The following is a 26,217-nucleotide window of genomic DNA, read 5'->3' as shown; positions in this document are numbered from 1 at the left end:
CGATCAGATCACGAAGAAGCCGTGGGTGCCGTCGCGCTCCAATTGGGCGACGAGGCCATATTCCCAGTCCAGATAGGCCTGCATGGCGGCGGCCTTGTTGTCGGTGCCTTCATAAGGGCGCTTGTAGCGGCCCTCCGGCCCGCGCGGGCCGGGCGCGCCATCCGGCCCCTTCTCCAGCGTCACGGCGGACCAGTCGACGTCGAGCACGAAGACCTCCCACCCCAGTTGCGCGAGCCAGGAGGCGGTCATGTCGGCGCGGGGACCGAGGTCGTCGGTGACGACGATGCGCGCGCCGCGCACCGGGGCATTATGGTCGGTTTCCTGCACCAACTGGCCGCCCTGCGCGTTACGGAAGCCGGGGAGATGGCCGCCCTCATATTCGCGCGGCTGGCGCACGTCATAGAGATAGAGGGTGCGGGCCTTGTCCGCCTTCAGCTCCTCCAGTTCGCCCCAGCCGATGCGCTTCACCCCGGCGCGATAAGCGACATCGCGGGCATGGGCGCGGGCCTCCTCCGCCGAGCGATTGTCCACCTCCGGCGCGACGCGGGTCTGGCCGGTCTCCAGCTCCTGCCCGGCCAGCGTCCAGCCGATCGTGCCGTTGCGCAGCGCGAAGATGCGGTTGGGCAGGCCCGCATTGACCAGCGACTGCGTGCCGATGATCGACCGCGTCCGGCCGGCGCAGTTGACGATGATCGTCGTATCGGGATCGGGCGCGATGGTCCGGGCGCGCAGCACCAGTTCGGCGCCGGGCACGCTGGTGCCGGTCGGAATGCTCATCGTGTTATATTCGTCGTAGCGGCGGGCGTCGAGGATCGCGATGTCGGCCTTTTCCCGGATCAGCGCCTGCACCTCCTCCGCTGCCAGCGAGGGCGTATGGCGACGATGTTCGACCAGTTCGCCAAAGGCCTTGGAATAGCTGTTCACATCCTCGAACAGCTCATAGCCCGCCTCGCGCCAGCCGGTGAGGCCGCCTTCCAGTTCGCGGACGTCGGTATAGCCCAGCCCCTCGAACCGCACGGCCGCCTTGCGCGCCAGACCTTCGCCATTGTCATAGACGACGATCGGCGTGTCGAGCCGGGGGATGCGCCAGCGCGCTTCCTCGTCGATACGGCGCAGCGGTATCTGGGCCGCGAAGAGGGGGTGGCCCTGCGCGAATTCATGCTCCTCGCGCACGTCGATCAGCGCGATCTCGCTGCCCACCAGCAGGGCGCGGCGAATATCCTGCGGCGTGGCAGTCTGAATACGGTCCAGCGTATCGGTGGTCATGCGTTTCTCGATCTGTCCCAGAGGTTGGGGATCACGCCGTTGGCGTAACCCGATATGAAGGTCTTGGGCGTGCCGTCGGCGGCATAGGTCGCCCGCTCGACCGCGCCGATATTGGCGCCGTAGACATGGATGCTGATCGACGGCCGGTCGGGCAGGCCGTTGGTCACGCGATGAATATCGCCGATGCGGGGGGAGACGGCGTCGACTTCGCCCTCGCGCAGAAATTGTTCGCCATGGGGGATCAGCCGGCCGTCGGGCGACTGGCGGAAGCGCTCGACCTTTTCGACGCCGCGCAGCACGCCGACCAGGCCCCAGACGGTGTGATCATGGATCGGGGTCGACTGGCCCGGCCCCCAGACGAAGCTGACGACGCTGAACCGTTCCCGACTGTCGCAATGGAGCAGATATTGCTGATAGCGGTCGGGATGCGGGCGGGTGAATTGCTCCGGCAGCCAGTCGTCCCTGGCGATCAGGCGGCTCAGCAGGGCGCGTCCGCTTTCCAATATCGCCCCTTCATCGCGGGTCGCCGCCAGCAGGTCGGCAAAGGCGGTGACGAAGCCGCGCAGGCGACCGATGTCCGCGGCGCCCTCGACGGGTCGTTGCAGGGTCGAGACAGCGTTCATTCGGCTGCCTCGGCAATAGGCGCGAAAGGAACGACGCCCTCGCCATGATCCTCGCCACCGAGATAGGAGAGCAGTTTTTCGCGCAGCCGCCCGGAAATAGCGGAGCGTTCGCCGCGCGGAACCGCGATCCGCTCCTGCGCGACGATGCGCCCCTTGTCGAGCACCAGCACCCGGTCGGCCAGCGCGATCGCCTCCTCCACATCATGGGTCACGATCAGCACGGCGGGCCGGTGCGCGCGCCAGAGCGACAGGACGAGGTCGTGCATGCGATAACGGGTCAGCGCGTCGAGGGCGGCGAAGGGCTCGTCGAGCAGCAGCAGCTTGGGTTCGCGCACCAGAGCGCGGGCGAGCGCGACGCGCTGCGCCTCCCCGCCGGAGAGCGTCAGCGGCCAGGCGTCGAGCCGATGACCAAGGCCGACCTCCTTGAGCGCGGCTTCGCTGCGGTCGCGCACCCGGTCGCCCTTGAGGCCCAGGGCGACATTCTTCCATACCGGCTTCCAGGGCAGCAGCCGCGCATCCTGGAACACCACGGCGCGGGAATCGGGGACTTCCACATCCTGACCCCGCACCTCGTCCAGCCCGGCGAGGGTCCGCAGCAGGGTGGTCTTGCCCGAACCCGAACGACCCAGCAGCGCGATGAACTCGCCGGGCGCGATGTCGAGGTCCAGGCCGTCGATGATCGTGTTGGGACCGAAGCGTCGGGTGAAATCGCGCAGCCTCACCACCGGTTCGGGATGCGGAATATCGCTGTGGCCGGCGGCGCTTTGCAGGGCGGTGAATCCGAGACGGGCGTCCATGCTTATTGCTCCACTATGCTGGGGCGCCAGATCAGGGCGCGGGCTTCGACGGTGCGGACCAGCCAGTCGGCGCCAAGGCCGAGAATGGCATAGACCATGAGGCAGACGACGATGATGTCGGTCCGCATGAAATCGCGGGCATTGTTGATGAGATAGCCGAGCCCCGCCGAAGCGTTGATCTGCTCCGCCACGACCAGGACCAATATGGCGACCGACAGGGCATAGCGCAGCCCGACCAGCAGCGAAGGCAAGGCGGAGGGCAGGACGACGTGCCAGATCTGCTCCCAACGGCTGAGACCGAAGCTTTTCGCCGCATCCAGCAGGCGCAGGTCGACGCCGCGGATGCCGCTGTAGAGATTGAGATAGACCGGAAAGACCGCCGCGAAGGCGATGAGCGCGATCTTGGGCGTTTCCCCGATCCCGAACCAGACGATGAAAAGCGGCGTGAGCGCCAGCACGGGAATGGTCCGCTTGATCTGCATCAGCGGGTCGACCGCCAGTTCTCCGGTGCGGGACAGTCCGGCGACCAGACCGAGGGCGAGGCCAAGCCCCACCCCGATCAGCAGGCCGACGGCGACTCGGGCGAAGGACACCAGCAGGTTCGCGGGCAATTCGCCCGACAGCAGCATCTCCACCAGCGTCCCGATAACGGCCGAGGGCGCGGCCAGCGTGCGTTCGGGAATCAGGCCGCTGCGCGACCCCAATTCCCACAGCAGCAGCAGGAGGACAGGCGAAAGCCAGCGTCCGCCGAAGCGCGCCAGGGAAAATTTCTGCACCCCGCCATGCGCATGGCCGCGCCTGTCCGCCGTCAAAACCGTCATCAACTCGCCCTCTCGATAGGTGAGGGAAAGCCCAACATGAATTCTCTACTGTTTCAATTAAGTTTTAATTGGCCGACCTATGAGCAGCGCTCATTTGAACCGGTTGAGCCTGAATCGGACGCGTCCGACCGCAGAAAATGGCGGGTTTGCGCGTCCGGATCGTTGTGGCCAAGATTTTTATGCCCTCTTTAAATCTCTACTATTTTGATTGATATATAAGTCTTCGCGATAAGGCTGCGACTCCGTTCCCGGCTTCGGATCGGCTGTGCTTCCCTTGCTATGAGGTTTTCATGCCGGTCAATCTGCCTACCAATCTGCTCCGCAGCTTCGTCGCCATCGTGGACACGGGGTCTATGCTGAACGCGTCGGAGCAGGTGTTCGTGACCCAGTCCGCGCTCAGCCTCCAGATCAAGCGGCTGGAGGAACTGGTGCAGCAGACCCTGTTCCTGCGGGAAGGCCGGCGGCTGAACCTGACCTCTGCCGGGGAAGTGCTGCTCGATTATGCGCGGCGGGTGCTGATGCTGCATGACGAGGCGGTCGCGGCGGTCAGCGCAGGCCGTTTCGCCGGCCCGGCGCGCATCGGCATGGTGCAGGATTTCGCGGACAGCCTGCTCAGCGGACTGCTGTCGCGCTTTTCCGAACTGCATCCCGATGCGCAGATCTATGCGCGGGTCGCCGGCACGGCGGAGTTGCAGACATTGCTCGACCGGCGCGAGCTGGACATCCTGCTGGGTTTCGCCGCGCCCAACGATCCGCATGCGGTGACGGTCGCGCCGATGAGCTGGTATGGCGAGGCCGCGCTGGCGGAGCGGGAGGTGATCCCGCTCGCCGTGCTGGAGGAACCTTGCCGTTTCCGGGAGGCGGCGATCCGGGCGCTGGAGGATAGCGGGCTGCAATGGCGGATCGCGGTGGAGACGCCCAATCTGGCGACGCTGAAGGCGGCGGTGGGGGCTGGCCTGGGCATTACCTGCCGCACGCATCTGTTCCTGGAGAACGACCAGGTGCTGGAGCATGACGGCCTGCCGCAACTCCCGCGCGTCGCCGCGATCCTGCGGGCTGGGGAAAAACTGGACAAGGCGGCGCATCGGCTGGCCGAATTGGCGCGGGAAACGGTGCAGACGCTGTAGCGCGGTTTCGGATCCGATTGACCGGATCGCAGCTTTTAGCCTGTAGTTGTCGTTATGGATTGGCCAGTCATTGCCTGGAAATCGCTTTGGCGCGCCGGACGGCAAATTGTCGCCGCCGAACCGCCATGCCGAAACCGGTTCAGCATGACGATGATGATATGTTCGACGGCATCGCTCCGGATCGGTCCTGATGCGGCTCCTTCCTAATAACCACGCGCCGGGTCGACGATGTCGCTGGGCTTTTCGCCGCGGATGAAGCGGGACAGATCGTCGTTCACCTTCTCCAGCAAGCGGTGGCGGATCAGGCTGTAGTTGCTGGAGATATGCGGCGTCAGCCGCACGCGCGGATGGGTGTAGAGTGCATGCCCCTCGGGCAGCGGCTCCGGATCGGTGACGTCCAGCGTTGCGAAACCCAGCCGCTCGCTGTCCAGCGCATCGATCAGCGCCTCCTGATCGATCACCGAGCCCCGCGCTATGTTGATGAGATGCGCGCCGGGCTTGATCCGGGCGAACAGGGCTTCGTTGAAGAGGTGGCGGGTCTCCGGCGTTCCGGGCACGGCGATGACGATATGATCCGCCTCCGCCGCCAGCGTTTCCAGGTCGCGGACATGCTGCACGCCGCTGATGCCTGATTGCGCGCCGCTTCGCCGCAGGCCGATGACCTGCGCGCCCAGCGCCAGGCCGCGCCGCGCCACCGCTGCGCCGATCGCGCCCAGCCCGACGATGCCGATGGTCGTCCCGGATACGCGGCCCAGCGGGCGAGGAACCCACTGATCGCGCGAACGGGCAGTCGCCGCCTCCAGATTCTTGGCATGGGCATAGATGGCGGCGATCACATAGTCCGCGATCTCCTCCGACGCGACGCCGCGACCGCAGGTGACGAGCGGGGCGTCCAGCAGCCAGCCGGGGTAGAAATCCACCCCGGCCGAGGCGCTATAGACCCATTTGAGCCGCCCCGGCCATATTTTCGGCCGGGCCTCCTGTGTGGATCGCCGCCAGGCAAGGGAAGGCCGCACCAGCAATATGTCCGCCTCGTTCGCGGCGGTCCACGGTTCATCCTCCGCCACGTCGATCAGGGTCGGGGCGGACGGGTGCAGGCCAAGGCTGCGGTTGAAATCAGGTTCCAACTGGCTGGCGATGATCAAGGACATGTCAGTTCCCCGGCACGGCGACTCTTGCCGAAGGGTCCGTGTTCCAGCACTGCCTGCCGCGCAAGTTGCTCATGAATGCCGTGCGGCCGGCCCGGTGCTCGGGCGGGCGATACAGGATAAGGATGGGTTGTCATTTTGAAATCGCGATAGAAGTTGCGATGAACATGCTCGCTTGCTCCAGCCAAGATGTTCCTGCCTCCAAAGCCGATGTCGGCATGGCAGGCTCAAGGATCGGCATAGGGAATATACCTGGCTGCCCGCGCTCACATCTGAATTTTTCTCAAGCATGAACTCGAGAATTTAATGGCTCACCGGGGGCGACCGAATTCAGGGCGACACTTCATGGGGATTCCGATTATGGCTGGAGGAGAAGCCGGTGGGGAACATCAGGCGCCTGCCCCAATGAGAAAATGCGATATTGGGATTTATGATATAAAATTGACGCGCCCTTTTGTTGCGTCCATTGGCTTTCATGGTGGCTCGACAGGGTTGATCGCTCGCCTGATCGGAGATGTTGTCGAGTTCCGGCAGCGGGCGGAAGCGGCGAGGAAAGACGTCGATCAGCCATCGGCAATCGGTCCTTTTTTGATATAGCGCTGGGGAAATAATGGCGACAGCATCCGACTTGCGGCCCACTCCTGTCCCGGACGAAGTTTTGGCCATTTTGCGCGAGCGTTTCGCTGCAACCGCCGCCGATCATGATCGCGACGCTTCCTTTCCCTTTGCAAATTTCGCCGCCTTGCATGAGCATGGATTATTGGCGCTGACGATTGCGCCCGAAAGAGGTGGCCGGGGCGCGGACCTTGCGGAGACCAGCCGAGTCGTGCGGGAGATTGCGAAGGGGGACCCTTCAACGGCGCTGGTCCTCATCATGCAGTATCTGACCCACGCCGGCGTGCGCGGCAAGGACCGCTGGCCCGCACATCTGCGCCGCCGTGTCGAGGCCGAAGCAGTATCGCGGGGGGCGCTTTCCAATGCATTGCGTGTTGAGCCGGAACTGGGCACGCCCACGCGCGGCGGCCTGCCGGCCACCACGGGGAAGCGCGACGGGGAAGGCTGGCGGATTTCCGGTCACAAGCTCTTTTCCACCGGAAGCCCGATCCTGAGCTACATGATCGTCTGGGGCCGTACCGAGGGCGACGATCCGCTTGTCGGCTACTTCCTCGTGCCGGCAGGCAGCCCGGGCATACGCATAGAGGAAACCTGGAATCATGCGGGGATGCGCGCAAGCGGCAGCCACGACGTCATCCTGACCGATGTGGCGATTCCGTTCGACCACGCCGTCGACTTGCGGCGGCCGGAGGAATGGAACGAGGATAATTCGCTCCAGCTCGCATGGATGGTCGGCCTGCTGGGCAGCCTCTACGACGCGGTGGCGCAACAAGGGCGCAACTGGTTTGCGGAATTTGCGAGCAGCCGCATACCGACAAATCTGGGGGCGCCCCTATCCTCCCTTTATCGTTATCAGGAACTGCTGGGCCGCATGGACGCGCTTCTGCTGAACAACAGGATATTGCTGCAGGACCTGATCCGCCGTACCGATGAAGGGTCGCCGCCTTCCGCGTCGGACGCGCAACTCCTCAAATATCTCATCACCGGCAACGCCATCGATGCCGTCGCGCTGGCGGTGGAGGCCACCGGCAATCCCGGGCTTACCCGCAACAATCCGCTTGAGCGCCATTATCGCGACGTGCTGTGCAGCCGCGCCCATGCCCCGCAGAACGATTCGATCCTGACTTCTGCCGGACGCGCCGGTTTCAGCCGACAGGCGTCGCCGCGGAAGGGCGATAGGTGACGCCCCATCGCCCTTCCGGAACGGTCATGCGCTACCGTTCCCTGATCACGAGAGATTTGCCCAGATAGCGCGCCGGATTTACGTTACGCAGCGTCTGGACCTTGCGCCCCTCGCGAGCCATCCAGGTGACTTCCACCTTCACCGCTTCCATCGACTTCAGGCCGAAATGCAGGGGCGCCGCATTTTCCGAATTATAGCCGTCGCCGGTCGAAAGCTGGCGCGTGGCGAGGATCTTGCCCGCCTTGTCATACAGGCGCACTTCCGCCCCCATGCGGGTAAAGCACCCCTTCGCATCGAGTAGCGTGACGGACAGGCTGCGCTTGGCCGCCGCGCGATCCAGATCATTGTGGAACAGGAAATGTCCGCCCTGGCTGGTATAGCCGCGCATGACAGAGAGATCGAGCGCTCCATCCCGGTCATAATCGACCCACTGCACCCCATGGTCCCCGACGTTCAGCCTGGACTTTTCTGTCAGGACCTGGCGGAAGCCCCTGCCGCCTTCATTGTGGAACAGGCTGTCCCTGGGCTGCTGCTGATCGCGCGGGCCGTGGTAGGACGTGACATAAAGGTCGATGAAGCCGTCATTGTCATAGTCGCCCCAGGCGGCGCCGACGGCGTGATTGTCGATGGCGACACCCAATTCCTTCGCGACATTGGTGAAGCTGCCATCGCCATTATTATGATAGAGCGTATTGATGCCGTAATTGGGCACGAACAGGTCGAGAAAGCCGTCATTGTCATAGTCGCCGACGGCGCAGCCGACCCCGCCTTCCTCCTTCGACCGGCCCGGATTGTCCATGCCCAGTTGCGGGGCGACGTCGGTGAAGCTGCCGTCGCCATTGTTGCGCCAGAGCGCGTCCGCCGCGCCCGACTGGTTGGCGAGGAAGACGTCGAGAAAACCGTCGCGATCATAGTCGAACCAGCAGGCGCCCACCGTCGGCCGCGGGTCGGATATGCCCGCACCCTGCGAAACCTGCACGAACCTGCCGCCATCGTTGCGGAACAGGCTGTTGGGACCGATGCGGTTGGCCGCATAGACGTCGAGGTCGCCGTCATTGTCATAATCGACCCAGCTCGTCTGACGCGCTGAACGGTTGGGGATGGTAAGGCCCAGTTCCGGGGCGACATTGGTGAATTTCCGCCCGCCCTCATTGTGGAAGACAAGGCTCAGATCGCCCGGCATGGTGGCCCCGCCCAGCAGGTCGATCCACCCGTCGCCATCATAATCGCCCCATGCGACGCCCCGCATTTCCGGGCCGGAGGTCGGCAGGCCCAATTCCGGTCCGACATTCACGAAGCGGCCTTTGTCGTTGCGGTATAGACGGATGTCGCCGCCCTTCAACGATACGGCCAGGTCGAGATCGCCGTCATTGTCGAAATCCGCCCAACTGTTGGACAGCGAACCGGCAATGGCGAAATCGGCGGTCTGGACGGAGGTGAACGGCGGTTCCGCCGGCGCCGCGTCTTGGGCGACGGCGGGCTGGCAGAGCAGCATCGCCGGCAGGATATGGCACAGGGACGGGATCTTGGTCTTCATGGGGCTCCCCCTTCTTTCCACAGCTAGATGCGGCTGGTGTTGCGGGTATCGGGCATGCGCAGATAGACGATCAGCGAGACCCCGATCATGGCGGTGACATACCAGTAGAAGCCGCCCTCCATTCCGGCATGTTTCAGCCAGAGCGCGGCATATTCGGCCGTGCCGCCGAACAATGTGTTCGCCAGCGCATAGGGCAGCGCGACGCCCAGTGCGCGGATATTGGCCGGGAACAGTTCCGCCTTCACGATCGCGTTGATCGAGGTATAGCCGGTGACGATGACCAGTCCCGCCAGCACCAGCAGGAAGGCGCTGAAAGAGGAGGTCACCGTTTCCAGCGTCGTGAAGATCATCGTGGTGAACAGCACGCCGCCCGCCCCGAAGCCGATCAGCAAAGGCTTTCGCCCGATCCGGTCGGAAAGCCATCCGGCCATGGGTTGCAGCAGCATGTAGATGAACAGGGCCGAGGCCATGATGGCGGTCGCCGTCTGCCGGCCGAAGCCGGCGCTGTTCACCAGGAACTTCTGCATATAGGTGCTGTAGGCGTAGAAGGCGAGCGTACCGCCCGCCGTCAGCGCCATCACCAGCAGCACTTCGCGGGGATGGCGGCGAATGAGGTTCCATCCGCTCGATCGCGGCTGCTCCTCCACCGCCGCGCTCTGCTCGAACGCCTCGGTTTCCCTGAGGCCCCGGCGCAGGCGATAGACGCCCACCGCCATCAGCCCGCCAATGACGAAGGGCACGCGCCAGCCCCAGCTTTCGAGCTGATGTTCCGTCAGGGCAAGCTGGAGCAGCAACAGCACGCACAGGGCCAGCAACTGCCCCGCGATCAGCGTCACATATTGGAAGCTGGAGAAGAAGCCGCGCTGCCGCTGCTGCGCCATTTCGGAAAGATAGGTCGCGCTGGCGCCATATTCTCCGCCGATCGACAGCCCCTGCATCAGGCGCGCGAACAGCAGCAGCAGCGGCGCCATCACGCCGATCGACGCATAGCCGGGGATCGCCGCGATCATCAGCGAACCGCCCGCCATCAGCATGACCGACAGGGTCAGACCTGCCTTCCGGCCCCTTCGGTCGGCATAGATGCCCATGATCCAGGCGCCGATGGGGCGCATCAGAAAGCCCACGGCAAAGATCGCCGCCGCGTTCAGCAGTTGCGCGGTGCTGTCGTCCGAAGGAAAGAAGACGGGGGCGAAATAGAGGGTGAAGGCAGAATAGACGTACCAGTCATACCATTCGATCAGATTGCCGATCGACCCGCCCAGGATGGAGCGCAGGCGGTCCTGCCTGGACAGGCTGGCCGGCTGGAGAGACGAAACATGTTCCATCCCTGCTGATACGGACGGCCCGCCGCCTTCTGCTAATGCTATTCGGCGGACACCAATATAATCGAACTGTCGCTGCCGGGGACGGCGCGCACGCCGAAGCCGCTCTCCAGCGCCTGGACGAAATCCTGCGACCGGTCCAGCCGGAAGGCGCCGCCGATCCGCAGGCTGGCAATGGCGGGATCGCCAATCACCATGGGGTTGGAGCGGTAGCGGTTGAACTCCTCCACCGCCTGCGCCAGCGTATCGCCATCGAATTCGACCATGCCTTCCTGCCAGGCGATCCGCTGCTTCATCTTGGCCGGCTCGAGATGGGTGACGGCAATGCTGCCGCTGCGCACGGCGGCGCTGCGTCCGCTGCCGATCCTGCGGACGGCGGAGCCTCCGTTGCGCACCGCCACCATGCCCTCGATCACCGTCAATTCGGTGACGTCGGGACGCAGGCGCACGTTGAACATGGTTCCCACCGCACGGACCAGCGTGCCGTCGGCATTGACGATGAAAGGCCGCCTGGCGTCGTGGGCGACATCGAAGCGCGCCTCCCCCTTCAGCAATTTGATCGACCGGATGTCGTCCCGCAGGGCGACCTCGACCGAGCTGTTGGTATTGAGGTGAACCAGCGATCCGTCCGCCAGCTTGACCGTGCGGGTCTCGCCCAGCGCCGTGCGATAGCGGTCGACCGCACCCAGCAACCTGAGCGTCACTGTCGCCGCCACCCCTATCGATGCGGCGGCAGCGGCAAGGCCGACGAGCAGGCCCCGCCGCCCGATCAGCGGGACGGCGGCGTCCTCGGCGCCAGAAACCGATGGGACGGGGGCCGGTTGATCGTCCCCGCCGACAGGCAGCTCCTGCAACCGGCCGGTCAGTTCCCAGCCCGCCTCCGCCTTGGCGAAGGCGAAGCCGTGAGCGGGATCCTGCGCCACCCACGCATAGGCCTGGTCCCAGTCTTCCGCGGCGTCGCTTGCCCGCGCCTTAAGGTACAGACGAGCCGCTTCGGCCTCGATCGCCTGCATGTCCTCCGCGCTTCTGTAGCGACCAGCCAAATCCAGAACCCTCAAACTGCCCGATAGCCTGCATTATCTTCACGGCCGCCCGCGTCAAATGCTTGTCTACGGTAAAGACGGATAGCTCCATTTCCTCTGCTATGTCCTTGACCGATTTCCCGTGCACGCGGCGCAGGATGAAGGCCCGGCGGCATTGCGGCGGCAGCGTGTCCAGAATGGCCTGCAGATGACGCAGTTCGTCACGCGCCTGCAGCGCTTCCTCCGTCGAATTGTCGGCCTGCAGCACGTCGAGTTCGGCCACCAGTTCGAGCGAGACGATCTTTTCCCGCCTGGCCTCGTCGATCAGAAGGTTGCGCGCGATCTGGAACAGAAAGGCCTTTCCGCTATGCGCGCGGTGGATGTCGCCGCTCGCATAGGCGCGGGTCATGCATTCCGCGACAAGATCGTCGACATCGTGGCTGCGCGATACGACCCTGCGCAGCCGCGAACGCAAGGCGCCCTCATGCGGCAGGATGGCCTGCTTGAACCAATCCAGCCTCGCCCTGATCGATTCCACGTCCACGCTTGTCCCCTGTTCCTGTCGATACCTCCCTACGCTTTCGTCTCTTTGGCGGCGCAGCGGTCTTCATTCGATAGAATGAGCCTCGACGTCACGAAAATGAGATATTTTCAAGCGTCGTTAGCAGAAACGCGATCGGCCTCCGTATCCACCACTGACAATGCAAATTTTCACAGGGGGTACGATGACGCAGAATTTTCGGAACCTGTCGTTGTGCGCAACGGCGGCGCTCATTGCATGGAGCGCGCAGTCGGCGGCCGCCGCCGAACCGACGCAGTTCAAGATCCCGGCCCAATCGATGCAGACCGCGCTGACGCTCTTTGCCAAGCAGTCGGGCATCCAGCTTCTCTTTCCCTATGATCAGGTTGCCGGGCTGCACGCCCAGTCGGTGAATGGCAAGATGGCGCCCGACGTCGCGCTCCAGCGGCTGATCGCGGGGTCGGGTCTGAAGATCACATTGTCGAACAACAATGTCATGGCGCTGGCGCTGAGCGCCCGGGCGCAGAAGACACGCGCGGTAGAGGTCGCCAGCCTGGGCGTCACCGCCCTGCCCTTCGCCGTTCAGTCGGCCGGCGCAGGCCCTGCCCCTCAAGCCGGCGCCACGAGCACCGAAGAACCCGACGGTCCCGCCATCGTCGTCACCGGATCGCGCGGGCAGGCGCGCACCGTCACCGACAGCCCGACGCCGATCGACGTCATTTCCGGCGCGGACCTGACGCGGACGGGCAAGGCCGGCGTCTTCCAGGCGCTGAACACGCTGGTGCCATCCTTCAACCTGCCGGTGCGGGCCGGCGGCGCGACGTCCACGGTCATCGCGACCGGCGGTCTGCGCGGTCTCAATCCCGATCAGGCGCTGATCCTCGTCAACGGCAAGCGCCGCCACAAGACCTCGCTCATCAACGCGGTATCCACCCTCTACAACGGATCGGTCCCTTCCGACCTCGACATGATCCCGACATCCGCCGTCGATCATATCGAGGTGCTGCGCGACGGCGCGGCGGCGCAATATGGCTCCGACGCCATTGCGGGCGTCATCAACATCATCCTGAAGGACGACGCCAAGGGCGGTTCCGCGAACGTCACCGCCGGCCAGAATTTCGACCGTTCCGACGGCGAACTGTACCAGGCGGACCTGAACTTCGGCATGAAGCTGGGCGACAGCGGCTTCGCCAACCTCTCCCTCAACCTCAAGAAGCAGGAGATGTCGAACCGGGCGCTGCCGCTGGCCGACTGTTCGGTGACGGCGACGACCACCTGCCTCTATCCGCTGATCGGCGGCCAGCTCGACCCGCGCGATGCCGCAGCCGTGGACAAGGAGCGGATCGTGACCACCAGCTTCGGCGTCATGCCCTCCCGCAGCATCAATACCGCGCTCAACGCCGGCTACAACCTTGGCGGCGTCCAGCTCTATGCCTTCGGCACCTACAGCCAGCGGCGGTCGGATCTGTGGTATTCCTACCGCTATCCCAAGGACGTCAACAATGTGATGGCGATCTACCCCAATGGCTATCGCCCGCACGTCATGATCGACGAGGAGGATTTCGAATTCACCGTCGGCGCCAAGGGTGAACTGTCCGGATGGGACTGGGACTTTTCCACCGGCTACGGCCGCAACCGCGCCCGCCAGTCTTCCGAAGGCACGGTCAATCCCACGCTGGGCGCGCTCAGCCCCACCGAATTCTACATCGGCACGCTGAAGTCGTCGGAGTTCGTCACCTCGCTCGACCTGACGCGCGGCTTCGACGTCGGCGGCGGCAACCTCCAGGTGTCGGCCGGCGCGCAGCAGCGGCACGAGCGCTACCAGACCTTCGCGGGCGATCCGGCAAGCTATGCGGTCGGCACCTTCATCTCGTCGGGCATGACGCCCGGCGCGCAGAGTTCCGCCGGCTTCCAGCCCAGCGACGCCGCCTATATGTCGCGCGACAACTATGCCGTCTATGGCGATGTCGCCTGGGACCCCAGCAAGGACATCACCATCGGCGCGGCTGCCCGGTTCGAGCATTATGACGACGGCAGCGGCAATACGCTGATCTGGAAGGTGAACGGCCGTTATGCCATCGCACCGTGGATCGCCCTGCGCGCAGCGGCGAATACCGGCTTCCGCGCGCCGGCGGTGGCGCAGCAGATCTATACCCAGACGACCAACCAGTTCCGCACCGTCAACGGCGTGAACAACGTCCTGCTTCAGATCAAGACGCTGGCGGTGGACGATCCGGCGGCGGTCGCGCTGGGCGCCAAGCCGCTGAAGCCCGAAAAATCGTTCAACATATCGGGCGGCGTTGTGCTGACCCCCTTGCCGAACTTCAACCTGACGATCGACGCCTATCAGATCGACGTCGACGACCGCATCACCATCACCAGCACGCTGACCGGCACGGCGGTTTCCAACATCCTGATCGCCAGCGGTATTCCCGCATCGCAGGCCAATACCCTGTCGGCCCAATATTATACCAATGCCATCGATACCCGGACTCGCGGCATCGACATCGTCGCCTCATACAAACACAACCTGTTCGATGCGCTCGCCATGCAGTGGAACCTTGGCTACAACTACAACAAGACCAGGATCACCGACATCATCGACAACCCGTCGGAACTCAGCACGATCAGCTTCGAACTGTTCGACCGCGCCCGGCGCAGCAATATGACGACCAACCTGCCGCGCACGAAGCTGTCGATCAGCAATCTCGCGACGCTGGGCGATTTCACGCTCTCCTCCCGCCTGACGCGCTTCGGGAAGTTCCAGGTGTTGCAGAACGGCGTGACCAGCGGCGGCGTCACGACCTATCCGAACGACCGCAGCTATGGCGCGAAGTGGATCACGGACATGGAACTGGGCTGGCAGGTCACGCCGCTGGTCAACCTGGCCGTCGGCGCGAACAACCTGTTCAACGTCTATCCCGACGAAACCGGGCAGATCAGCGCCACGCTGGGCCAGGGCGCCTATCCCGGCACTTCGCCCATCGGCTTCACCGGCGGGTTCTATTATGCCCGTGTCGGACTGAACTTCTAACCCACCAGGACACTGATGCGCCGCCTTCCCACAGAGGCGGCGCATTTTCCGCGATGACAGGAGATGATGGCGATGCGCCACATGACGATCTGGCTGGCGGCGCTGGCCGCTTCCTCCGCAATGACTGCCTCCGTCGCCGCCCCTTCGGCCAAATGGGGCGGGGGCGAGATTTTGTGGGACAGCTTCGGCGTGCCGCACATCTATGCCAGGACGGAAGAAGGCGGCTTCTACGGTTTCGGCTATGCCCAGGCGCAAAGCCACGGCAATCTGCTGCTGCGCATGTATGGCGAAAGCCGCGCCCGGGCCGCGGAATATTGGGGGGCGAAATATGAGAGCCAGGATAAATGGCTGATCGCCAACGACGTTCCCGAACGGTCGAAATCATGGTTCAGGCAGCAGACCCCGCAGATGCGGAAGAACCTCGACGCTTTCGCCGCCGGGGTGAATGCCTATGCCGCCGCGCATCCCGACAGGATCGCGCCGGAGGTCAAGGTCGTGCTCCCCTTGACCGGGGTGGACATCATCGGTCATGCGCAAAGGCTGATGAACTTCGGCTATATCGCATCCGACCGGAAGGTGTTGAGCGATCCATCGATCAACGAAGCGGGCGGATCGAACGCCTGGGCTGTTGCGCCGTCCCGCTCGGCGAGCGGCAAGGCGATGCTGCTCGCCAATCCGCATCTGCCCTGGGCGCCAAGCCAGCTCACTTATTATGAGGCGCAGATCAATGCGCCGGGCCTTACCATTTATGGCGCCACGCAAGTGGGGCTGCCCGTGCTGCGCTTCGGCTTCAACAATGACCTGGGCTTCACCAACACCGTCAATACGATGCAGGGCTTCACCAGCTACAGGCTGACGCTGGAAGGCAGCGGCTATCGCTTCGACGGGAAGGTTCTGCCGTTCAGGTCGGTCACGAAAAGCTACAAGGTGAAACAGGCGGACGGATCGCTGAAAACCGTCAGCTTCGAACAGAAGAGCGCCGTGCAGGGCCCGGTCTTCACCCTGCCCGACGGCAAAACGACCATCGCGCTCAAGGTGGCCGGGCTGGACCGCCCCGGCGTGCTCCAGCAATATCTCGAAATGGGGAAGGCGCGAAACTGGGCCGGCTTCGAAAAGGCGCTGCGCAAGATGCAGGTGGTGATGTTCAACATCATCTATGCCGACCGTGCGGGCCATATCCTCTATCTCGACAACGGCCTGTTGCCCAGACATGCGAACGGCGACCTCAGCTATTGGTCCGCGCCCGTTCCCGGCGACACCTCCGCAACGCTGTGGAAGGATGTCCACAGCTATGACGACATGCCCAAGGTGCTCGATCCCGCCAGCGGCTTCGTGCAGAACGCCAATGATCCGCCATGGCTGGCCACCTGGCCCCGTGCGCTCGATCCCAGGGATTTCCCCGCCTATGTCGCGCCGGTGGGACCGATGAGCCAGCGTGCGCAGATGTCGGTCAAGCTGATGAGCAGTACGGACAAGATCGGCTTCGAGGATTTCGTGGCGCGCAAGGTGACGACGACATCGCTGATGGCGGAACGCTTGCTGCCCGATCTGCTGGCCGCCGCGTCGGCCTCCGCCGATCCCGATGTGCAGACGGCCGTGACGCTGCTCAAGGGTTGGGACCGTCGCTTCGAACCCGACAGCCGTGCTGCCCTGCTGTTCGAGACCTGGGCCGCTATCTTCGCGCCGAAGAATTTCACGGATCAATCCAACTATGCCGTCAAATGGACGCTGGACGATCCGCTGGAGACGCCACGCGGCCTGAAGGCCCCGGCGGCGGCGGTCGCCATGCTGAAGCAGGCGGTGGCGAAGACCAGGGAAGTCTATGGCGCGGTCGACCGCCCATATGGCGAAGTCTCGCGCTTCCATATCGGCGACGTGAACCTTCCGGCCAATGGAGGCTTCGGCAACACCGGCGTGTTTCGCACGATCACCTGGGGGCCGATGAAGAATGGCGAGCGCACGCCCGTCCACGGCGAAACCTGGGTGTCGATGGTCGAATTCGGCACGCCGATGAAGGCGGTGGGCCTGATGAGCTACGGCAATTCCAGCCAGCCGGGCTCCAAGCATAACAGCGACCAGCTCCGACTGCTGGCCGACAAGAAATTCCGCACATTGTGGATCGATCGCGCGGATGTCGAGCAGCATCTGGAGGAGAAGACCGCCTTTTGACGGTGGCCGGATCGCCGGGACATATATGTTGCGTCAGACCGCGACCAGGCCATCCGGCATGTCTTCGCACAGACGCAAGGCGCGGCGGGCCCGTTACTGCGCCGCGCCGCCTCCGGCGGTGTCGCTGTCGAAATCCTCGGGATTCCCGCCGCCGCCCGCGCCTGCACCGCTGCCTTCGACTTCGCCAACGCCCTCCTTCGGCCGCTTGCCCCGATTGTCAGTGCCCGCTGCGGGTGGGGTGCTGATGTCAGGCTTGCGGTCCGGGGTGAGATGTGAGCCGCTGCCGACAGCCCCATGCGGGTCTCGACCACCCGCTGCGGGCAGGTCGTCCACGGACGCGCCAGTCCCGTCAACCTGATCCTTGCCGTCGGGAATATGTTGGGGAATCATGGATCTCTCCTGTCAGCCGTAAAAGGAGCCAACTGGCGGAGAGCCTGCATGTTCCAGTGCCCGGCAGCAGCGGTGGCGGGCTTTGGCGGGAGCATAATGGCCGAGATGCCGACGCGAAGCCTTACGACCGTGTCGCGGCCTTACTGCTTTTCATGCATGACCACCGGCTTCCCTGGCGTCCTGCCGGAATGGCGAGCGCGATCGGCCTTTCCCACCCGGCGGCCTGAGGCGGCGGGTGGGTGGCGGACCATGATTTTCAGCCTCTTTTCGGTATGGAATCGTTAAATCTCGCGTCCCAGAGCGGTCGGACATCGACCGGCTTGGGCAGCAGCTTCTGCGCGAGGAAAAGGTCCGCCACCTGCTGCTGCGAGGCGATGGCCGCATCGGTGACGGGGCGCAGTTCGTAACTGTCGCTCTTGCGGCGGAACTGGTCCACCACATAATCGCGCGGAACGCCGATGTCCCTGGCGACGATGCCCGCCCATTCGGCTTCATTGGCCACGGCCCAGCCATAGGCCTGCTGCACCAGCGCCAGATATTGGCGGATGATCTGGGACATTTCCGCGTCGGCCAGCGCATCGGCATGGGCGCATACGAGATAGTTGCCCGACAGGATGCCGTAAGCGGTGCGCAATATCCGCGCACCCTCGGTCGCGATGGCCCGCTGGATCGGAAAGCCATAGATCGCCCAGGCGTCCAGCGCGCCTTGGGAAAAGGCCGCCGCGCCGTCGGCAACGCCCATGGCCACGGGCGTGATGTCGCCCCAGCCAAGACCCGCTTCCTCCAGCATCCGGATCAGGAAATATTGCGAGGTGGTTGCCCGCACATAACCGACGCGCTTGCCCCTCAGGTCGGCTATGGAACGCGCCTTTGATCCCTTGGGCACCAGAACCGCCTGATTATTGACGTCGCCGTGAAGGACGGCGATCTGACGGAAGCTCTGGATCGTAGAGGCGGCCGCGAAGATCGGCGGAATCTCGCTCATTCCTCCATAATCCAGCGACCCGCCGTTCAACGCCTCCACCACCAGATGTCCCGACTGGAACTCGCTATAGTGGATGTCGAAATCCTGCCGGGGGATGCCAGCGGCCTTGAACAGCAACCGCATGTCGGTCTCGCCCTTGCCGACGATCGCGGCGCGCAGCCGGGGCCTGTCGCGCCCGGCGCCACAGCCGGCCAGCAAAAGGCCGGACGCCGCGCCCGCCGCCAGAAAACCACGCCGCGACCAGCCCTCAGCGACCACCGGCGCTTTCCTGCTGCGGTGCGCGCTCGAAGAGGATCACATTCGGATCACGCAGAAATTCGCGGCGGGCGGCATCGCGCAAGCGAAGCCAGGAATCTATCAGGGCACGTAACGGCTTCATACTCATCCTTCCGGCATGGAATGGCCATTATCTATTTTAATGGTAGAGATTAGTCTCACAAGCAATGCTGGGGGACCTATTAGATTTCTTTAGCGCAGGACCGTGCCCTTTGAAGGAGCGGGCGACCCAAAGACGGCGATGAGGGAAGCCGGGCGCGCACCATGGGTCATGGAAGCGCCCGCCCCTTTCCCATGCCCCCATGACCACCGACAGGGGGCCGGCACTCCCAAAAAACTGGCCCGGCAGCCGAAGCCGCCGAGCCAAGGAGAAAGGCATGAAAGCCCTTCGGGTCGCAGGGCTGCTCTTGCGCAATCCACCCGATTCGGATTGTAAAAATCCGACATGAGGGCCGAGGACGCCGGACCGCCTAATCCATGTTGTTTGCGCATGATGCAGGGAAAGTTAGTGCGCCAGCGGTCACGAAGGAATCGGGTCGCACCGGTCCCCGCCCCGCTCGCCGGGGCGGGGATTTTCTGCGGCGGGATCGCCGGGGCGGAAACAGCCGGAACGCCAGGGCGATCACGGTTGCGCGGCCAGCATCCCCCGCGGGAAACCGGCGGCGAGATGGTCGATCCAGGCCCTGACCGCCGGGGGCAGGCCGCGCCGGGTCGTGAAGACCAGATGCACGATCCCTTGCACGCCGCGCCATGCGGGAAGGATATGCACAAGCTGCCCCTCCGCCAGCGCGGCATTGCAGATATGGTCGGGAAGCAGGGCGATCCCCAGGCCCTCCACCGCGGCCTTCCGCACCGCCAGCATGTCTTCGCAACCCAGCCGGGGCGCAAAGCGGATGGAATGCGAACGCCCGTCGTCGGTTTCCAGATGCCATTCGCTTTCATCGCCGGCATCGCTCGTACCCAGGCAGGGCAGATCGGCCAGTCCGGCAATATCGGCAAGGCGGCTCGCCCATTGCGGGCTGCCCACCAGAATGCGCGTCGATTTCCCCAATGAACGCATGGTGAGGGCCGCATCGCCCGTCAGCGTCGTGCGCACCCGCAGGGCGACGTCGATGCGTTCCTCGATCAGGTCCACGGCCCGGTCGGTCGCGACGATTTGAAGGCGGACCCCGGGATAGCGCCGGAGAAAAGCGGGAACCAGGTCCGAGACGATTTCGACGAGGCCGTTAGGGCAACTGAAGCGAACCCGGCCATGGGGTTCGGCCTGCGCCTGCATGACCAGTGCTTCGGCCTGTTCCACTTCGGCCAGGATGGTGCGGCATCGCTCATAAAAGGACTGGCCTGTGTCAGTGACGCGGAAGCGGCGGCTGGACCGCTCGATCAGCCGAAGCCCCAGACGCTCCTCCAGACCGGCGATGCGGCGGGACAGTTTCGACTTGGGTTCGCGCAGGGCGCGGCCGGCCGCCGCGAAACCGCCATGGGCCACAACCTGCGCGAAATAGGCATAGTCATTGAGATCAATCTTCATCATCGTTCCTCTTAAGGAACGCTAAGTGCCATTTCTGCCGACTACAAGCCTTATCGTCCCGAATCTATCTCCATCGGGCAAAGGCGATCCTGCCGAAATGCTCAAGGAGACAGACGATGACGGACAAGTTCGACAACAAGGTGGTGGTGATCACGGGCGGCACGAGCGGCATCGGGCTGGCCACGGCGAAGGCCTTTGCCGGGGAAGGCGCATCGGTGTTCATCACCGGCCGCCGTCAGGATGCGCTCGATGCGGCGGTCCGGTCCATCGGCGGCAGGGTGACGGGGGTTCGCGGCGACATGGCGGACCTGGCCGACATCGACCGGCTCTACGACGCGGTACAGCAGGACCATGCACAGATCGACGTCCTCTTCGCCAATGCGGGCGGCGGCGAGTTCGCCCCGCTGGGCGCGATCAGCGAGGACCATTATCAGCGGACCTTCGACACCAATGTGAAGGGCGCGCTGTTCACCGTGCAGAAGGCCTTGCCCTTGCTGAAGGACGGCGCATCCATCGTCCTGACGGCCTCCACCACCAGCGTGGCGGGCACGCCGGCGCTGAGCGTCTATTCAGCCACCAAGGCCGCCGTGCGCAATTTCGCCCGCAACTGGATATTGGACCTGAAGGACCGCCGCATCCGCGTGAACGCGGTCAGCCCCGGCGTGACCGAGACCGCCGGCCTCAATGAACTGTTCGGCGGCGGCGAACAGGCGGAAGGAACCAAGGAATATCTCGCGGGACTGATCCCGGCCGGCCGCGTCGGACAGCCGGAGGAAATCGCCAGGGCGGTGTTGTTCCTCGCCTCCGACGAGGCGAGCTTCATCAACGGGATCGAACTTTTCGTGGACGGCGGGCAAGTGCAGATCTGAAAGGCCCGCTTGCCGGACGGCGCCGGCCCCCCGGGGGGGGGGGGGTCGGCGCCTGTTCCTGTCAAGACCCCGATGACGCCCGGCGCCCGCTCATATCTGCGCCAGGCCGCCGTCGACGAACAGCTCGCCGCCGGTCATGAAGCTGCTGTCTCCCGACGCGAGGAACGCCGCGGCGGCCGCAATCTCCGACGGATCGCCCAGGCGCCCGAGGGGCGTTGCTTCACCCAATGCCTCGAAAGCCTCCCTGCCGACGACGTCGAGCGCCAGATCGGTGAGCGTCGGCCCGGGCGAGAGCACGTTCACGCGAATGCCGGTGCCCTTGAGGTCCAGCGCCCAGCTCCTTACCAGATTGCGGACGGCGGCCTTGGAAGCGCTGTAGACACTGAAGCTGGGCGTTCCCATTTCTCCGGTGGTCGAGCCGGTCAATATGATCGCGCCGCCATCCCGCATCAGTGGCAAGGCCTTCTGCACCGTGAAGATCGCGCCCTTCACATTGACGTCGAACGTGCGGTCATAATGTTCCGGGGTGATTTCGCCCAAAGGCACCAACTCGCCGGTGCCTGCATTGGCCACCACGATGTCGAGCTGGCCCCGCCGCGCTTCCACCGCGGCGAACAGCCGGTCGAGATCCTCAGGGCTCGTCACCGATCCCTGCACGGCGACCGCGTTCCCGCCAAGCCGGGCGACGGCCGCATCAAGCGCTTCCTGCCGACGTCCGAAGAGGAAAACGAAAGCGCCCTCCTCCACGAAACGCTGCGCCGTGGCGAAACCGATGCCGCTTGCGCCGCCCGTCACCACCGCCGTCTTGCCATTCAATCTCTTCATCTTCGCGTCTCCTTGTTCAGGTGATGCGTAGCTGGCGAGGCACATTCCTATGGACAAGTATGCACCTTTTGGTAAGTATCAAAAATATGTCCGAGCAACCATCCTGCATGCCGGGCTTCTCCTGCGGCCTGGACGCCACCCTCAAGGTGATCGCCGGCAAGTGGAAGCCGTTGATCATCTACTTCCTGCTGGAAGCGCCCAATCGCTATGGCGAACTGAAGCGGGCCGTGCGCGGCGTGAGCGACAAGGTGCTCATCCAGCAGCTCAAGGAACTGGAGAGCGACGGCATCGTCGTCCGGACGGACTATAGGGAAGTGCCGCCCCGGGTCGATTACTCGCTGACCGCACTGGGCCGCAGCCTGGCCGATGCCCTGGCGCCCCTGTCCAATTGGGGCGCGGAACATATGGAGGAAGTCGCCCGCGTCTTTGCCGAGCGTGACAAATGGCGGCGGGGCTAGGCGATTCCCGAGGGGCGAACCGCCCCGGACTGCCACATGGGTCGTGCTTCCACAGGCGGAAGCCGGTGCCGCCGCTCCATCCGCCTAGGCCAGGAAGCGATCGCTTTCGGCAACGAAGTCCTCGATTTCCTGGAACAGGAAGCCATGCCCGGTCTCGGGACAACGGACCAGCTTGGCGTTCGGCGCCTGTTGCGAGAGGACATAGGATGGTTCAGGAGGAGCCATGCCTCTATCGGGAGAAGATCTTCTCCACGCTCACAAGGCGGGTCGACGGTTCAAAGTCGTCGTTTAATCCTCCAAACTTGCCTCGCTTCGTGCGGCGGTGGCCTGCGGCATCGAGATAACGGCGCATTCGCGCTTCTTCGCGGACAATTCGACACCCGGCTTCACCGGCTTGCTGCCGGCCCTGCCAGCCATCTCCTACGAGGTTGCCCTTTCCTCCAAGCCCTCACAACGCGCCCGACAACTGGCGGACCGCATCAGGGACATGCTCCGGCTCAGCCCGCTGCAGGAGGATGCCATGACCGCAGGCCGGCATGTCCGGAAGCCGGACCATCGCTCCCCTTCCCTGTCAGTCCTGTCGAACCTTCTGGACGATAGCAGGCGTATAGGCAGGCCAGCGGCAGATCGCCTGCAAACGCGTGCGCTGGAGGAACAACATGCCTGACGGAGACCCCTGATCATAAGCCTCAGGCCGACAAGCCTCACCCCCGCACCGGTTGACGGTGCTTCGCGTCCCGCGCTCCGCTTCAACGAGGCAGTAGCCGTCAAAACATAGCCGCTTCCTCCAGGAAATGAGGCGCCCGCATGGCGGAATCGTCGCTCGAATATCCATCGCCATGCCGAAAAACGCGCTGCGGGGTAGCGTTCTCCCCTTGCAACCAGCCCGAAAATGCTCGTTAAAGGCAGGCGCATGAACCGGCTGCTCGCCCTATTCGCCTGTCTCGCGCTGGCGCTGTCCTTTACGACGGCATCGGTCGCGCATGCGATGGAGCCGATCGATTGCATCGACGCAGAAGGACCAGCGGCTGCCGAAACGCATGACGGCGGCGATGCGGGACAGACGTCCGGCGATACCGACCGCGCCTATCCTCACCAACATGGGGGATGCCATGGGCATCATGTCGCGGCCGCTGTCGCCATGTCGGAAATCACGTCCGGTCCGGTCCATCGGATGGTGAAGCTGCGTTGGACGCCCACCATCCATGGCGCCGCACCTCCGCGGAGCGAGTTGAGACCGCCGATCGCCTGACCACTGCCGCCCGGCCTGCGCATCGCGCAGGCGGTCATCCGTTGTCAGGAGTTTCCGAACATGAACCGTTTGCTGGCGGCGTTGCTTGCCGCCACCTCACCCCTATCCGCCGCGCAGGCGAAGTCCGCGCCGACGGCCGAAGCACCGCCCGGCCTGACGCTTGAGCAGGCGCTCGATCTCGCCAGCGCCACTGCCCCTTCGCTGGACGCGGCCGGGGCCGGCGTCGATGCAGCCAGGGCCGCGCAGGCAGCGGCCGGTCTGCGGCCGAACCCCATCCTCACCGTCGAAGCCGAGAATGTGGCCGGCACCGGCCTCTATTCGGACACGAAAAGCCTGGAGGCCACGACTTCGCTGGCCCTCCCGCTGGAACTGGGCGGAAAGCGATCGGCCCGGCTTGCCATCGCGGCCGCCCAGCGCGATCGCGCCTTCATCGAACAGGCGGTTGCGCGGGTCGACCTGCGGTTCGCGGTGACGCGGGCCTATGCGGAGGCCGCGGCGTCGGAGCGGCGGCTGGCGAATGCGCGCGACCAGCTTCGGATTGCCGGGGAAGGCTTGCATGCCGCTCATGTCCGCCTGCGTGCCGGCCGCGCCTCGCCCATGGAGGTGCAGCGCGCCGAGCTGGCCAGGATCAATGCGCAGGCCGCTCTCGTGCGGATGGAACGGTCGGCGGAAACGGCCCGCTTCATCCTGGCCCAGCGAATCGGGCAGGCGATCCCCGGCGCTCTCGACGCAGGCTGGTTCGACCGCATCGGCACAGCCCCCGGCCCGTTGCAGCCCCTGGAGCTGACAGAGACGCTGGCGCTTGCCGCCGCCAACGCCGATCTGGCGGCGAGCAGCGCGCAGGTGCGGCTTGCCCGAACCCAGCGCATTCCCGATCTGACGGTGGGCGCGGGCGTCCGCCGACTGGAAGCGACCAACGACAGCGCAGCGCTTTTCAGCCTGTCGCTGCCCCTCCCCTTCCTCAACGGCGGCAAGGCGGCGGTCGGGCAGGCCCTGGCGGAGCAGCGTCGCGCCGAAGCCCAGCGGCGAGCCACCGCGCAGGAGGTCGCCCAGGCGATAGCCCAGGCGCAGGCCGAGGCCGCGAACGCCGCCATCGGCGCGGAGACGGCGACCGGACCCGCCCTTGCGGCCGCTGAGGAAGCCGCCCGCATCGCCCGCATCGGCTATCGCGAGGGCAAGTTCAGTCAGCTCGACCTGCTCGATGCCGAACGCACGCTCACCGAAACGAAGGCAGCCGCCATAGAGGCGCTGCTCGCCTATCACAATGCACGAGCGCAGCTGGAGCGATTGACCGCTCGCGCGCCGGATCAGGGAGACGATCGATGAACCTCCTCCAGCGGACCGTCATGGCCGCAATCCTGACATTCACGGTCGCCGCCTGCGGAAACCAGCCTGCCGAAGAAAGCCATGCCGAAGGGGAGGCGCATGCCGGCGGGGAAGGGCTGATCCGCCTCACCGCGCAGCAGATCGCCGCCGCGGGCATCGAACTCGCCCGGCCCACCCCGGGTGGGGCGGGCGCCATCACCCTGCCCGCCACCATAGAGGGCGATCCGCAGGGGACGCAGGTGGTTTCCGCCGCGATCGGCGGGCGCATCGTGGCCCTCAGCCGCAATCTGGGCGAATGGGTGCGCAAGGGCGACATGCTGGCGGTGATCGAAAGCCGCGAGATCGCCTCGCTCAAGGCGGAGGCCGAAGCGGCGCAGGCGCGGCTGGCGCTCGCCCAATCCAATTTGCGGCGGGAACAGCGCCTGTTTGCCGAACGGGTTTCGCCCGAACAGGATCTGGTCGCGGCACGCACCGCCGCGACGGAGGCCGGGATCGCGCTGCGCCTCGCCCGGCAGCGGATTGCGGCGTCAGGGGGCGGGGGCGGTGGGCTCAACCGGCTGGGCATCGCCGCACCGATCGGTGGCCAGGTCATCACCCGCACCGTGACGCTGGGGCAGATGGTCGCCGAGGATGCCGAACTCTATCGCGTCGCCAATCTCTCTAAACTGGCGGTCCGCCTGTCGCTTTCCCCTGGCGATGCGAGCCGCGTCCGGCCGGGCGCGCGGGTGGACATCACCGCGCCGGGCCGCAGGACCAGCGCACGCATCGGCTTCGTCTCTCCGGTGCTCGATGAGAGCACGCGCCTCGTCCCCGTGCTGGCCATTATCGACAATCGCGGCGGCCAGTGGCGTATCGGCGAACCCGTCACCGCCGCCATCGCGGTGACGGGCGAATCGGGCGGCATGACGGTGCCGTCCGGCGCGGTCCAGACGGTCGAAGGGCGGCCCTCGGTCTTCGTCCGCACAGCCCAGGGGTTCAGGGCCGTGCCGGTCACTACAGGCCGGCCAGGCGGCGACGCGGTCACGATCCTGTCGGGCCTGACCGGGCGCGAGCAGATCGCCGTCGCCAACAGCTTCACTCTCAAGGCCGAGCTCGGGAAGAGCGAAGCCACGCATGAGGATTGA

Annotated in this window: 25 protein-coding genes; 9 read left to right on the top strand and 16 right to left on the bottom strand. The window is 64.9% G+C overall.

All coding sequences use genetic code 11. The features are described from left to right. Positions 1-3: 3 nt before the first annotated feature. The 4 genes from TZ53_RS08950 to TZ53_RS08935 are packed head-to-tail and all read right to left on the bottom strand — an operon-like array spanning position 4 to position 3,507. Complete coding sequence (locus TZ53_RS08950) at positions 4-1,266, bottom strand: rhodanese-like domain-containing protein (protein ID WP_044661068.1); 1,263 nt, start codon at positions 1,264-1,266, stop codon at positions 4-6. Further along, a complete protein-coding gene (locus TZ53_RS08945; protein ID WP_025549481.1) occupies positions 1,263-1,889 on the bottom strand; it encodes a cysteine dioxygenase in 627 nt (208 codons plus the stop codon). The genes TZ53_RS08950 and TZ53_RS08945 overlap by 4 nt, the downstream gene beginning before the upstream one ends. Further along, positions 1,886-2,686, bottom strand: coding sequence for an ABC transporter ATP-binding protein (locus TZ53_RS08940; RefSeq protein WP_044661067.1), 801 nt, complete (start codon positions 2,684-2,686; stop codon positions 1,886-1,888). The genes TZ53_RS08945 and TZ53_RS08940 overlap by 4 nt, the downstream gene beginning before the upstream one ends. Positions 2,687-2,688: 2 nt before the next feature. Further along, positions 2,689-3,507, bottom strand: coding sequence for an ABC transporter permease (locus TZ53_RS08935; RefSeq protein ID WP_025549480.1), 819 nt, complete (start codon positions 3,505-3,507; stop codon positions 2,689-2,691). Between the two features lie 290 nt (positions 3,508-3,797). Here TZ53_RS08935 and TZ53_RS08930 point away from each other — a divergent pair, with 290 nt between their 5' ends. After that, positions 3,798-4,634, top strand: a complete 837-nt coding sequence (locus TZ53_RS08930; protein ID WP_025549479.1) for a LysR substrate-binding domain-containing protein — start codon at positions 3,798-3,800, stop codon at positions 4,632-4,634. A gap of 203 nt (positions 4,635-4,837) precedes the next feature. Here TZ53_RS08930 and TZ53_RS08925 read toward each other — a convergent pair whose 3' ends face one another. Further along, a complete protein-coding gene (locus TZ53_RS08925; protein WP_025549478.1) occupies positions 4,838-5,785 on the bottom strand; it encodes a D-isomer specific 2-hydroxyacid dehydrogenase family protein in 948 nt (315 codons plus the stop codon). 327 nt (positions 5,786-6,112) lie between these two features. Then, the gene (locus TZ53_RS27130) at positions 6,113-6,448 is read right to left on the bottom strand and encodes a hypothetical protein (protein WP_162195979.1); all 336 of its coding nucleotides are present in this window, start codon (positions 6,446-6,448) and stop codon (positions 6,113-6,115) included. Between TZ53_RS27130 and TZ53_RS08920 the strand changes: the two genes are divergently transcribed. Beyond that, on the top strand, positions 6,441-7,580 hold the full coding sequence (locus tag TZ53_RS08920; protein WP_238320154.1) for an acyl-CoA dehydrogenase family protein: 1,140 nt from the start codon (positions 6,441-6,443) through the stop codon (positions 7,578-7,580). The genes TZ53_RS27130 and TZ53_RS08920 overlap by 8 nt on opposite strands. Positions 7,581-7,611: 31 nt before the next feature. Here TZ53_RS08920 and TZ53_RS08915 read toward each other — a convergent pair whose 3' ends face one another. From TZ53_RS08915 to TZ53_RS08900, 4 genes are read right to left on the bottom strand one after another with little or no spacing between them, the layout of a single operon-like run. Continuing rightward, positions 7,612-9,117 (bottom strand): CRTAC1 family protein, encoded by a 1,506-nt coding sequence (locus tag TZ53_RS08915; protein ID WP_025549476.1) that lies wholly within the window; start codon positions 9,115-9,117, stop codon positions 7,612-7,614. 23 nt (positions 9,118-9,140) lie between these two features. After that, complete coding sequence (locus tag TZ53_RS08910; RefSeq protein WP_025549475.1) at positions 9,141-10,442, bottom strand: MFS transporter; 1,302 nt, start codon at positions 10,440-10,442, stop codon at positions 9,141-9,143. A 38-nt stretch (positions 10,443-10,480) separates the two neighbouring features. Then, a complete protein-coding gene (locus tag TZ53_RS08905) occupies positions 10,481-11,452 on the bottom strand; it encodes a FecR family protein (protein ID WP_025549474.1) in 972 nt (323 codons plus the stop codon). Continuing rightward, positions 11,412-12,005 (bottom strand): RNA polymerase sigma factor, encoded by a 594-nt coding sequence (locus TZ53_RS08900; protein ID WP_082166057.1) that lies wholly within the window; start codon positions 12,003-12,005, stop codon positions 11,412-11,414. The genes TZ53_RS08905 and TZ53_RS08900 overlap by 41 nt, the downstream gene beginning before the upstream one ends. A 181-nt stretch (positions 12,006-12,186) precedes the next feature. Between TZ53_RS08900 and TZ53_RS08895 the strand changes: the two genes are divergently transcribed. Continuing rightward, complete coding sequence (locus TZ53_RS08895; protein ID WP_025549472.1) at positions 12,187-15,015, top strand: TonB-dependent receptor; 2,829 nt, start codon at positions 12,187-12,189, stop codon at positions 15,013-15,015. Between the two features lie 72 nt (positions 15,016-15,087). Beyond that, the gene (locus tag TZ53_RS08890; RefSeq protein ID WP_025549471.1) at positions 15,088-17,184 is read left to right on the top strand and encodes a penicillin acylase family protein; all 2,097 of its coding nucleotides are present in this window, start codon (positions 15,088-15,090) and stop codon (positions 17,182-17,184) included. A 93-nt stretch (positions 17,185-17,277) separates the two neighbouring features. On the opposite strand, the gene TZ53_RS08885 is transcribed toward TZ53_RS08890, so the two are convergent. The 4 genes from TZ53_RS08885 to TZ53_RS08875 form a co-directional block, all read right to left on the bottom strand. Beyond that, the gene (locus TZ53_RS08885) at positions 17,278-17,574 is read right to left on the bottom strand and encodes a hypothetical protein (RefSeq protein ID WP_025549470.1); all 297 of its coding nucleotides are present in this window, start codon (positions 17,572-17,574) and stop codon (positions 17,278-17,280) included. 256 nt (positions 17,575-17,830) lie between these two features. Further along, positions 17,831-18,817, bottom strand: a complete 987-nt coding sequence (locus TZ53_RS08880; RefSeq protein WP_025549469.1) for an ABC transporter substrate-binding protein — start codon at positions 18,815-18,817, stop codon at positions 17,831-17,833. Then, a complete protein-coding gene (locus tag TZ53_RS26725; protein ID WP_157009796.1) occupies positions 18,807-18,944 on the bottom strand; it encodes a hypothetical protein in 138 nt (45 codons plus the stop codon). Before TZ53_RS26725 ends, TZ53_RS08880 begins: the two co-directional genes overlap by 11 nt. Positions 18,945-19,457: 513 nt before the next feature. Further along, the gene (locus TZ53_RS08875; protein WP_238320153.1) at positions 19,458-20,366 is read right to left on the bottom strand and encodes a LysR family transcriptional regulator; all 909 of its coding nucleotides are present in this window, start codon (positions 20,364-20,366) and stop codon (positions 19,458-19,460) included. Between the two features lie 113 nt (positions 20,367-20,479). Between TZ53_RS08875 and TZ53_RS08870 the strand changes: the two genes are divergently transcribed. Further along, a complete protein-coding gene (locus tag TZ53_RS08870) occupies positions 20,480-21,232 on the top strand; it encodes an SDR family NAD(P)-dependent oxidoreductase (protein ID WP_025549467.1) in 753 nt (250 codons plus the stop codon). 90 nt (positions 21,233-21,322) lie between these two features. Here TZ53_RS08870 and TZ53_RS08865 read toward each other — a convergent pair whose 3' ends face one another. Further along, entirely contained in the window at positions 21,323-22,057 is a 735-nt protein-coding gene (locus TZ53_RS08865) for an SDR family NAD(P)-dependent oxidoreductase (RefSeq protein ID WP_025549466.1), read from the bottom strand. Between the two features lie 86 nt (positions 22,058-22,143). Here TZ53_RS08865 and TZ53_RS08860 point away from each other — a divergent pair, with 86 nt between their 5' ends. Then, entirely contained in the window at positions 22,144-22,515 is a 372-nt protein-coding gene (locus tag TZ53_RS08860; protein ID WP_025549465.1) for a winged helix-turn-helix transcriptional regulator, read from the top strand. A gap of 84 nt (positions 22,516-22,599) precedes the next feature. On the opposite strand, the gene TZ53_RS26720 is transcribed toward TZ53_RS08860, so the two are convergent. Further along, positions 22,600-22,740 (bottom strand): hypothetical protein, encoded by a 141-nt coding sequence (locus TZ53_RS26720; protein WP_197565247.1) that lies wholly within the window; start codon positions 22,738-22,740, stop codon positions 22,600-22,602. A gap of 688 nt (positions 22,741-23,428) precedes the next feature. Here TZ53_RS26720 and TZ53_RS08850 point away from each other — a divergent pair. The 3 genes from TZ53_RS08850 to TZ53_RS08840 are packed head-to-tail and all read left to right on the top strand — an operon-like array spanning position 23,429 to position 26,217. Continuing rightward, positions 23,429-23,767, top strand: coding sequence for a hypothetical protein (locus tag TZ53_RS08850; RefSeq protein WP_025549463.1), 339 nt, complete (start codon positions 23,429-23,431; stop codon positions 23,765-23,767). Positions 23,768-23,827: 60 nt separating this feature from the next. Further along, positions 23,828-25,093: a TolC family protein gene (locus TZ53_RS08845; protein WP_025549462.1), complete on the top strand. Its 1,266-nt coding sequence runs from the start codon at positions 23,828-23,830 to the stop codon at positions 25,091-25,093. Continuing rightward, positions 25,090-26,217, top strand: coding sequence for an efflux RND transporter periplasmic adaptor subunit (locus TZ53_RS08840; RefSeq protein WP_025549461.1), 1,128 nt, complete (start codon positions 25,090-25,092; stop codon positions 26,215-26,217). Before TZ53_RS08845 ends, TZ53_RS08840 begins: the two co-directional genes overlap by 4 nt.

Origin of the sequence: Sphingobium sp. YBL2, from assembly GCF_000943805.1 — a bacterium.
Lineage (GTDB): Bacteria > Pseudomonadota > Alphaproteobacteria > Sphingomonadales > Sphingomonadaceae > Sphingobium > Sphingobium fuliginis.
Note: the sequence above shows the minus strand (reverse complement) of the source record. Positions and strands in the feature narration are given on the sequence as shown.

What these genes read in the sequence shown, in the direction of transcription:
- TZ53_RS08870 (WP_025549467.1), top strand. Translation starts at nt 20,480, where the DNA reads ATGACGGACAAGTTCGACAACAAGGTGGTGGTGATCACGGGCGGCACG.
- TZ53_RS08885 (WP_025549470.1), bottom strand. Translation starts at nt 17,574, where the DNA reads ATGATTCCCCAACATATTCCCGACGGCAAGGATCAGGTTGACGGGACT.
- TZ53_RS08875 (WP_238320153.1), bottom strand. Translation starts at nt 20,366, where the DNA reads ATGATGAAGATTGATCTCAATGACTATGCCTATTTCGCGCAGGTTGTG.
- TZ53_RS08860 (WP_025549465.1), top strand. Translation starts at nt 22,144, where the DNA reads ATGTCCGAGCAACCATCCTGCATGCCGGGCTTCTCCTGCGGCCTGGAC.
- TZ53_RS26725 (WP_157009796.1), bottom strand. Translation starts at nt 18,944, where the DNA reads ATGAGTATGAAGCCGTTACGTGCCCTGATAGATTCCTGGCTTCGCTTG.
- TZ53_RS08840 (WP_025549461.1), top strand. Translation starts at nt 25,090, where the DNA reads ATGAACCTCCTCCAGCGGACCGTCATGGCCGCAATCCTGACATTCACG.
- TZ53_RS27130 (WP_162195979.1), bottom strand. Translation starts at nt 6,448, where the DNA reads ATGGCCAAAACTTCGTCCGGGACAGGAGTGGGCCGCAAGTCGGATGCT.
- TZ53_RS08845 (WP_025549462.1), top strand. Translation starts at nt 23,828, where the DNA reads ATGAACCGTTTGCTGGCGGCGTTGCTTGCCGCCACCTCACCCCTATCC.
- TZ53_RS08850 (WP_025549463.1), top strand. Translation starts at nt 23,429, where the DNA reads ATGAACCGGCTGCTCGCCCTATTCGCCTGTCTCGCGCTGGCGCTGTCC.
- TZ53_RS08910 (WP_025549475.1), bottom strand. Translation starts at nt 10,442, where the DNA reads ATGGAACATGTTTCGTCTCTCCAGCCGGCCAGCCTGTCCAGGCAGGAC.
- TZ53_RS08905 (WP_025549474.1), bottom strand. Translation starts at nt 11,452, where the DNA reads ATGCAGGCGATCGAGGCCGAAGCGGCTCGTCTGTACCTTAAGGCGCGG.
- TZ53_RS08915 (WP_025549476.1), bottom strand. Translation starts at nt 9,117, where the DNA reads ATGAAGACCAAGATCCCGTCCCTGTGCCATATCCTGCCGGCGATGCTG.
- TZ53_RS08865 (WP_025549466.1), bottom strand. Translation starts at nt 22,057, where the DNA reads ATGAAGAGATTGAATGGCAAGACGGCGGTGGTGACGGGCGGCGCAAGC.
- TZ53_RS08890 (WP_025549471.1), top strand. Translation starts at nt 15,088, where the DNA reads ATGCGCCACATGACGATCTGGCTGGCGGCGCTGGCCGCTTCCTCCGCA.
- TZ53_RS08935 (WP_025549480.1), bottom strand. Translation starts at nt 3,507, where the DNA reads ATGACGGTTTTGACGGCGGACAGGCGCGGCCATGCGCATGGCGGGGTG.
- TZ53_RS08940 (WP_044661067.1), bottom strand. Translation starts at nt 2,686, where the DNA reads ATGGACGCCCGTCTCGGATTCACCGCCCTGCAAAGCGCCGCCGGCCAC.
- TZ53_RS08950 (WP_044661068.1), bottom strand. Translation starts at nt 1,266, where the DNA reads ATGACCACCGATACGCTGGACCGTATTCAGACTGCCACGCCGCAGGAT.
- TZ53_RS08945 (WP_025549481.1), bottom strand. Translation starts at nt 1,889, where the DNA reads ATGAACGCTGTCTCGACCCTGCAACGACCCGTCGAGGGCGCCGCGGAC.
- TZ53_RS08895 (WP_025549472.1), top strand. Translation starts at nt 12,187, where the DNA reads ATGACGCAGAATTTTCGGAACCTGTCGTTGTGCGCAACGGCGGCGCTC.
- TZ53_RS08930 (WP_025549479.1), top strand. Translation starts at nt 3,798, where the DNA reads ATGCCGGTCAATCTGCCTACCAATCTGCTCCGCAGCTTCGTCGCCATC.
- TZ53_RS26720 (WP_197565247.1), bottom strand. Translation starts at nt 22,740, where the DNA reads ATGGCTCCTCCTGAACCATCCTATGTCCTCTCGCAACAGGCGCCGAAC.
- TZ53_RS08925 (WP_025549478.1), bottom strand. Translation starts at nt 5,785, where the DNA reads ATGTCCTTGATCATCGCCAGCCAGTTGGAACCTGATTTCAACCGCAGC.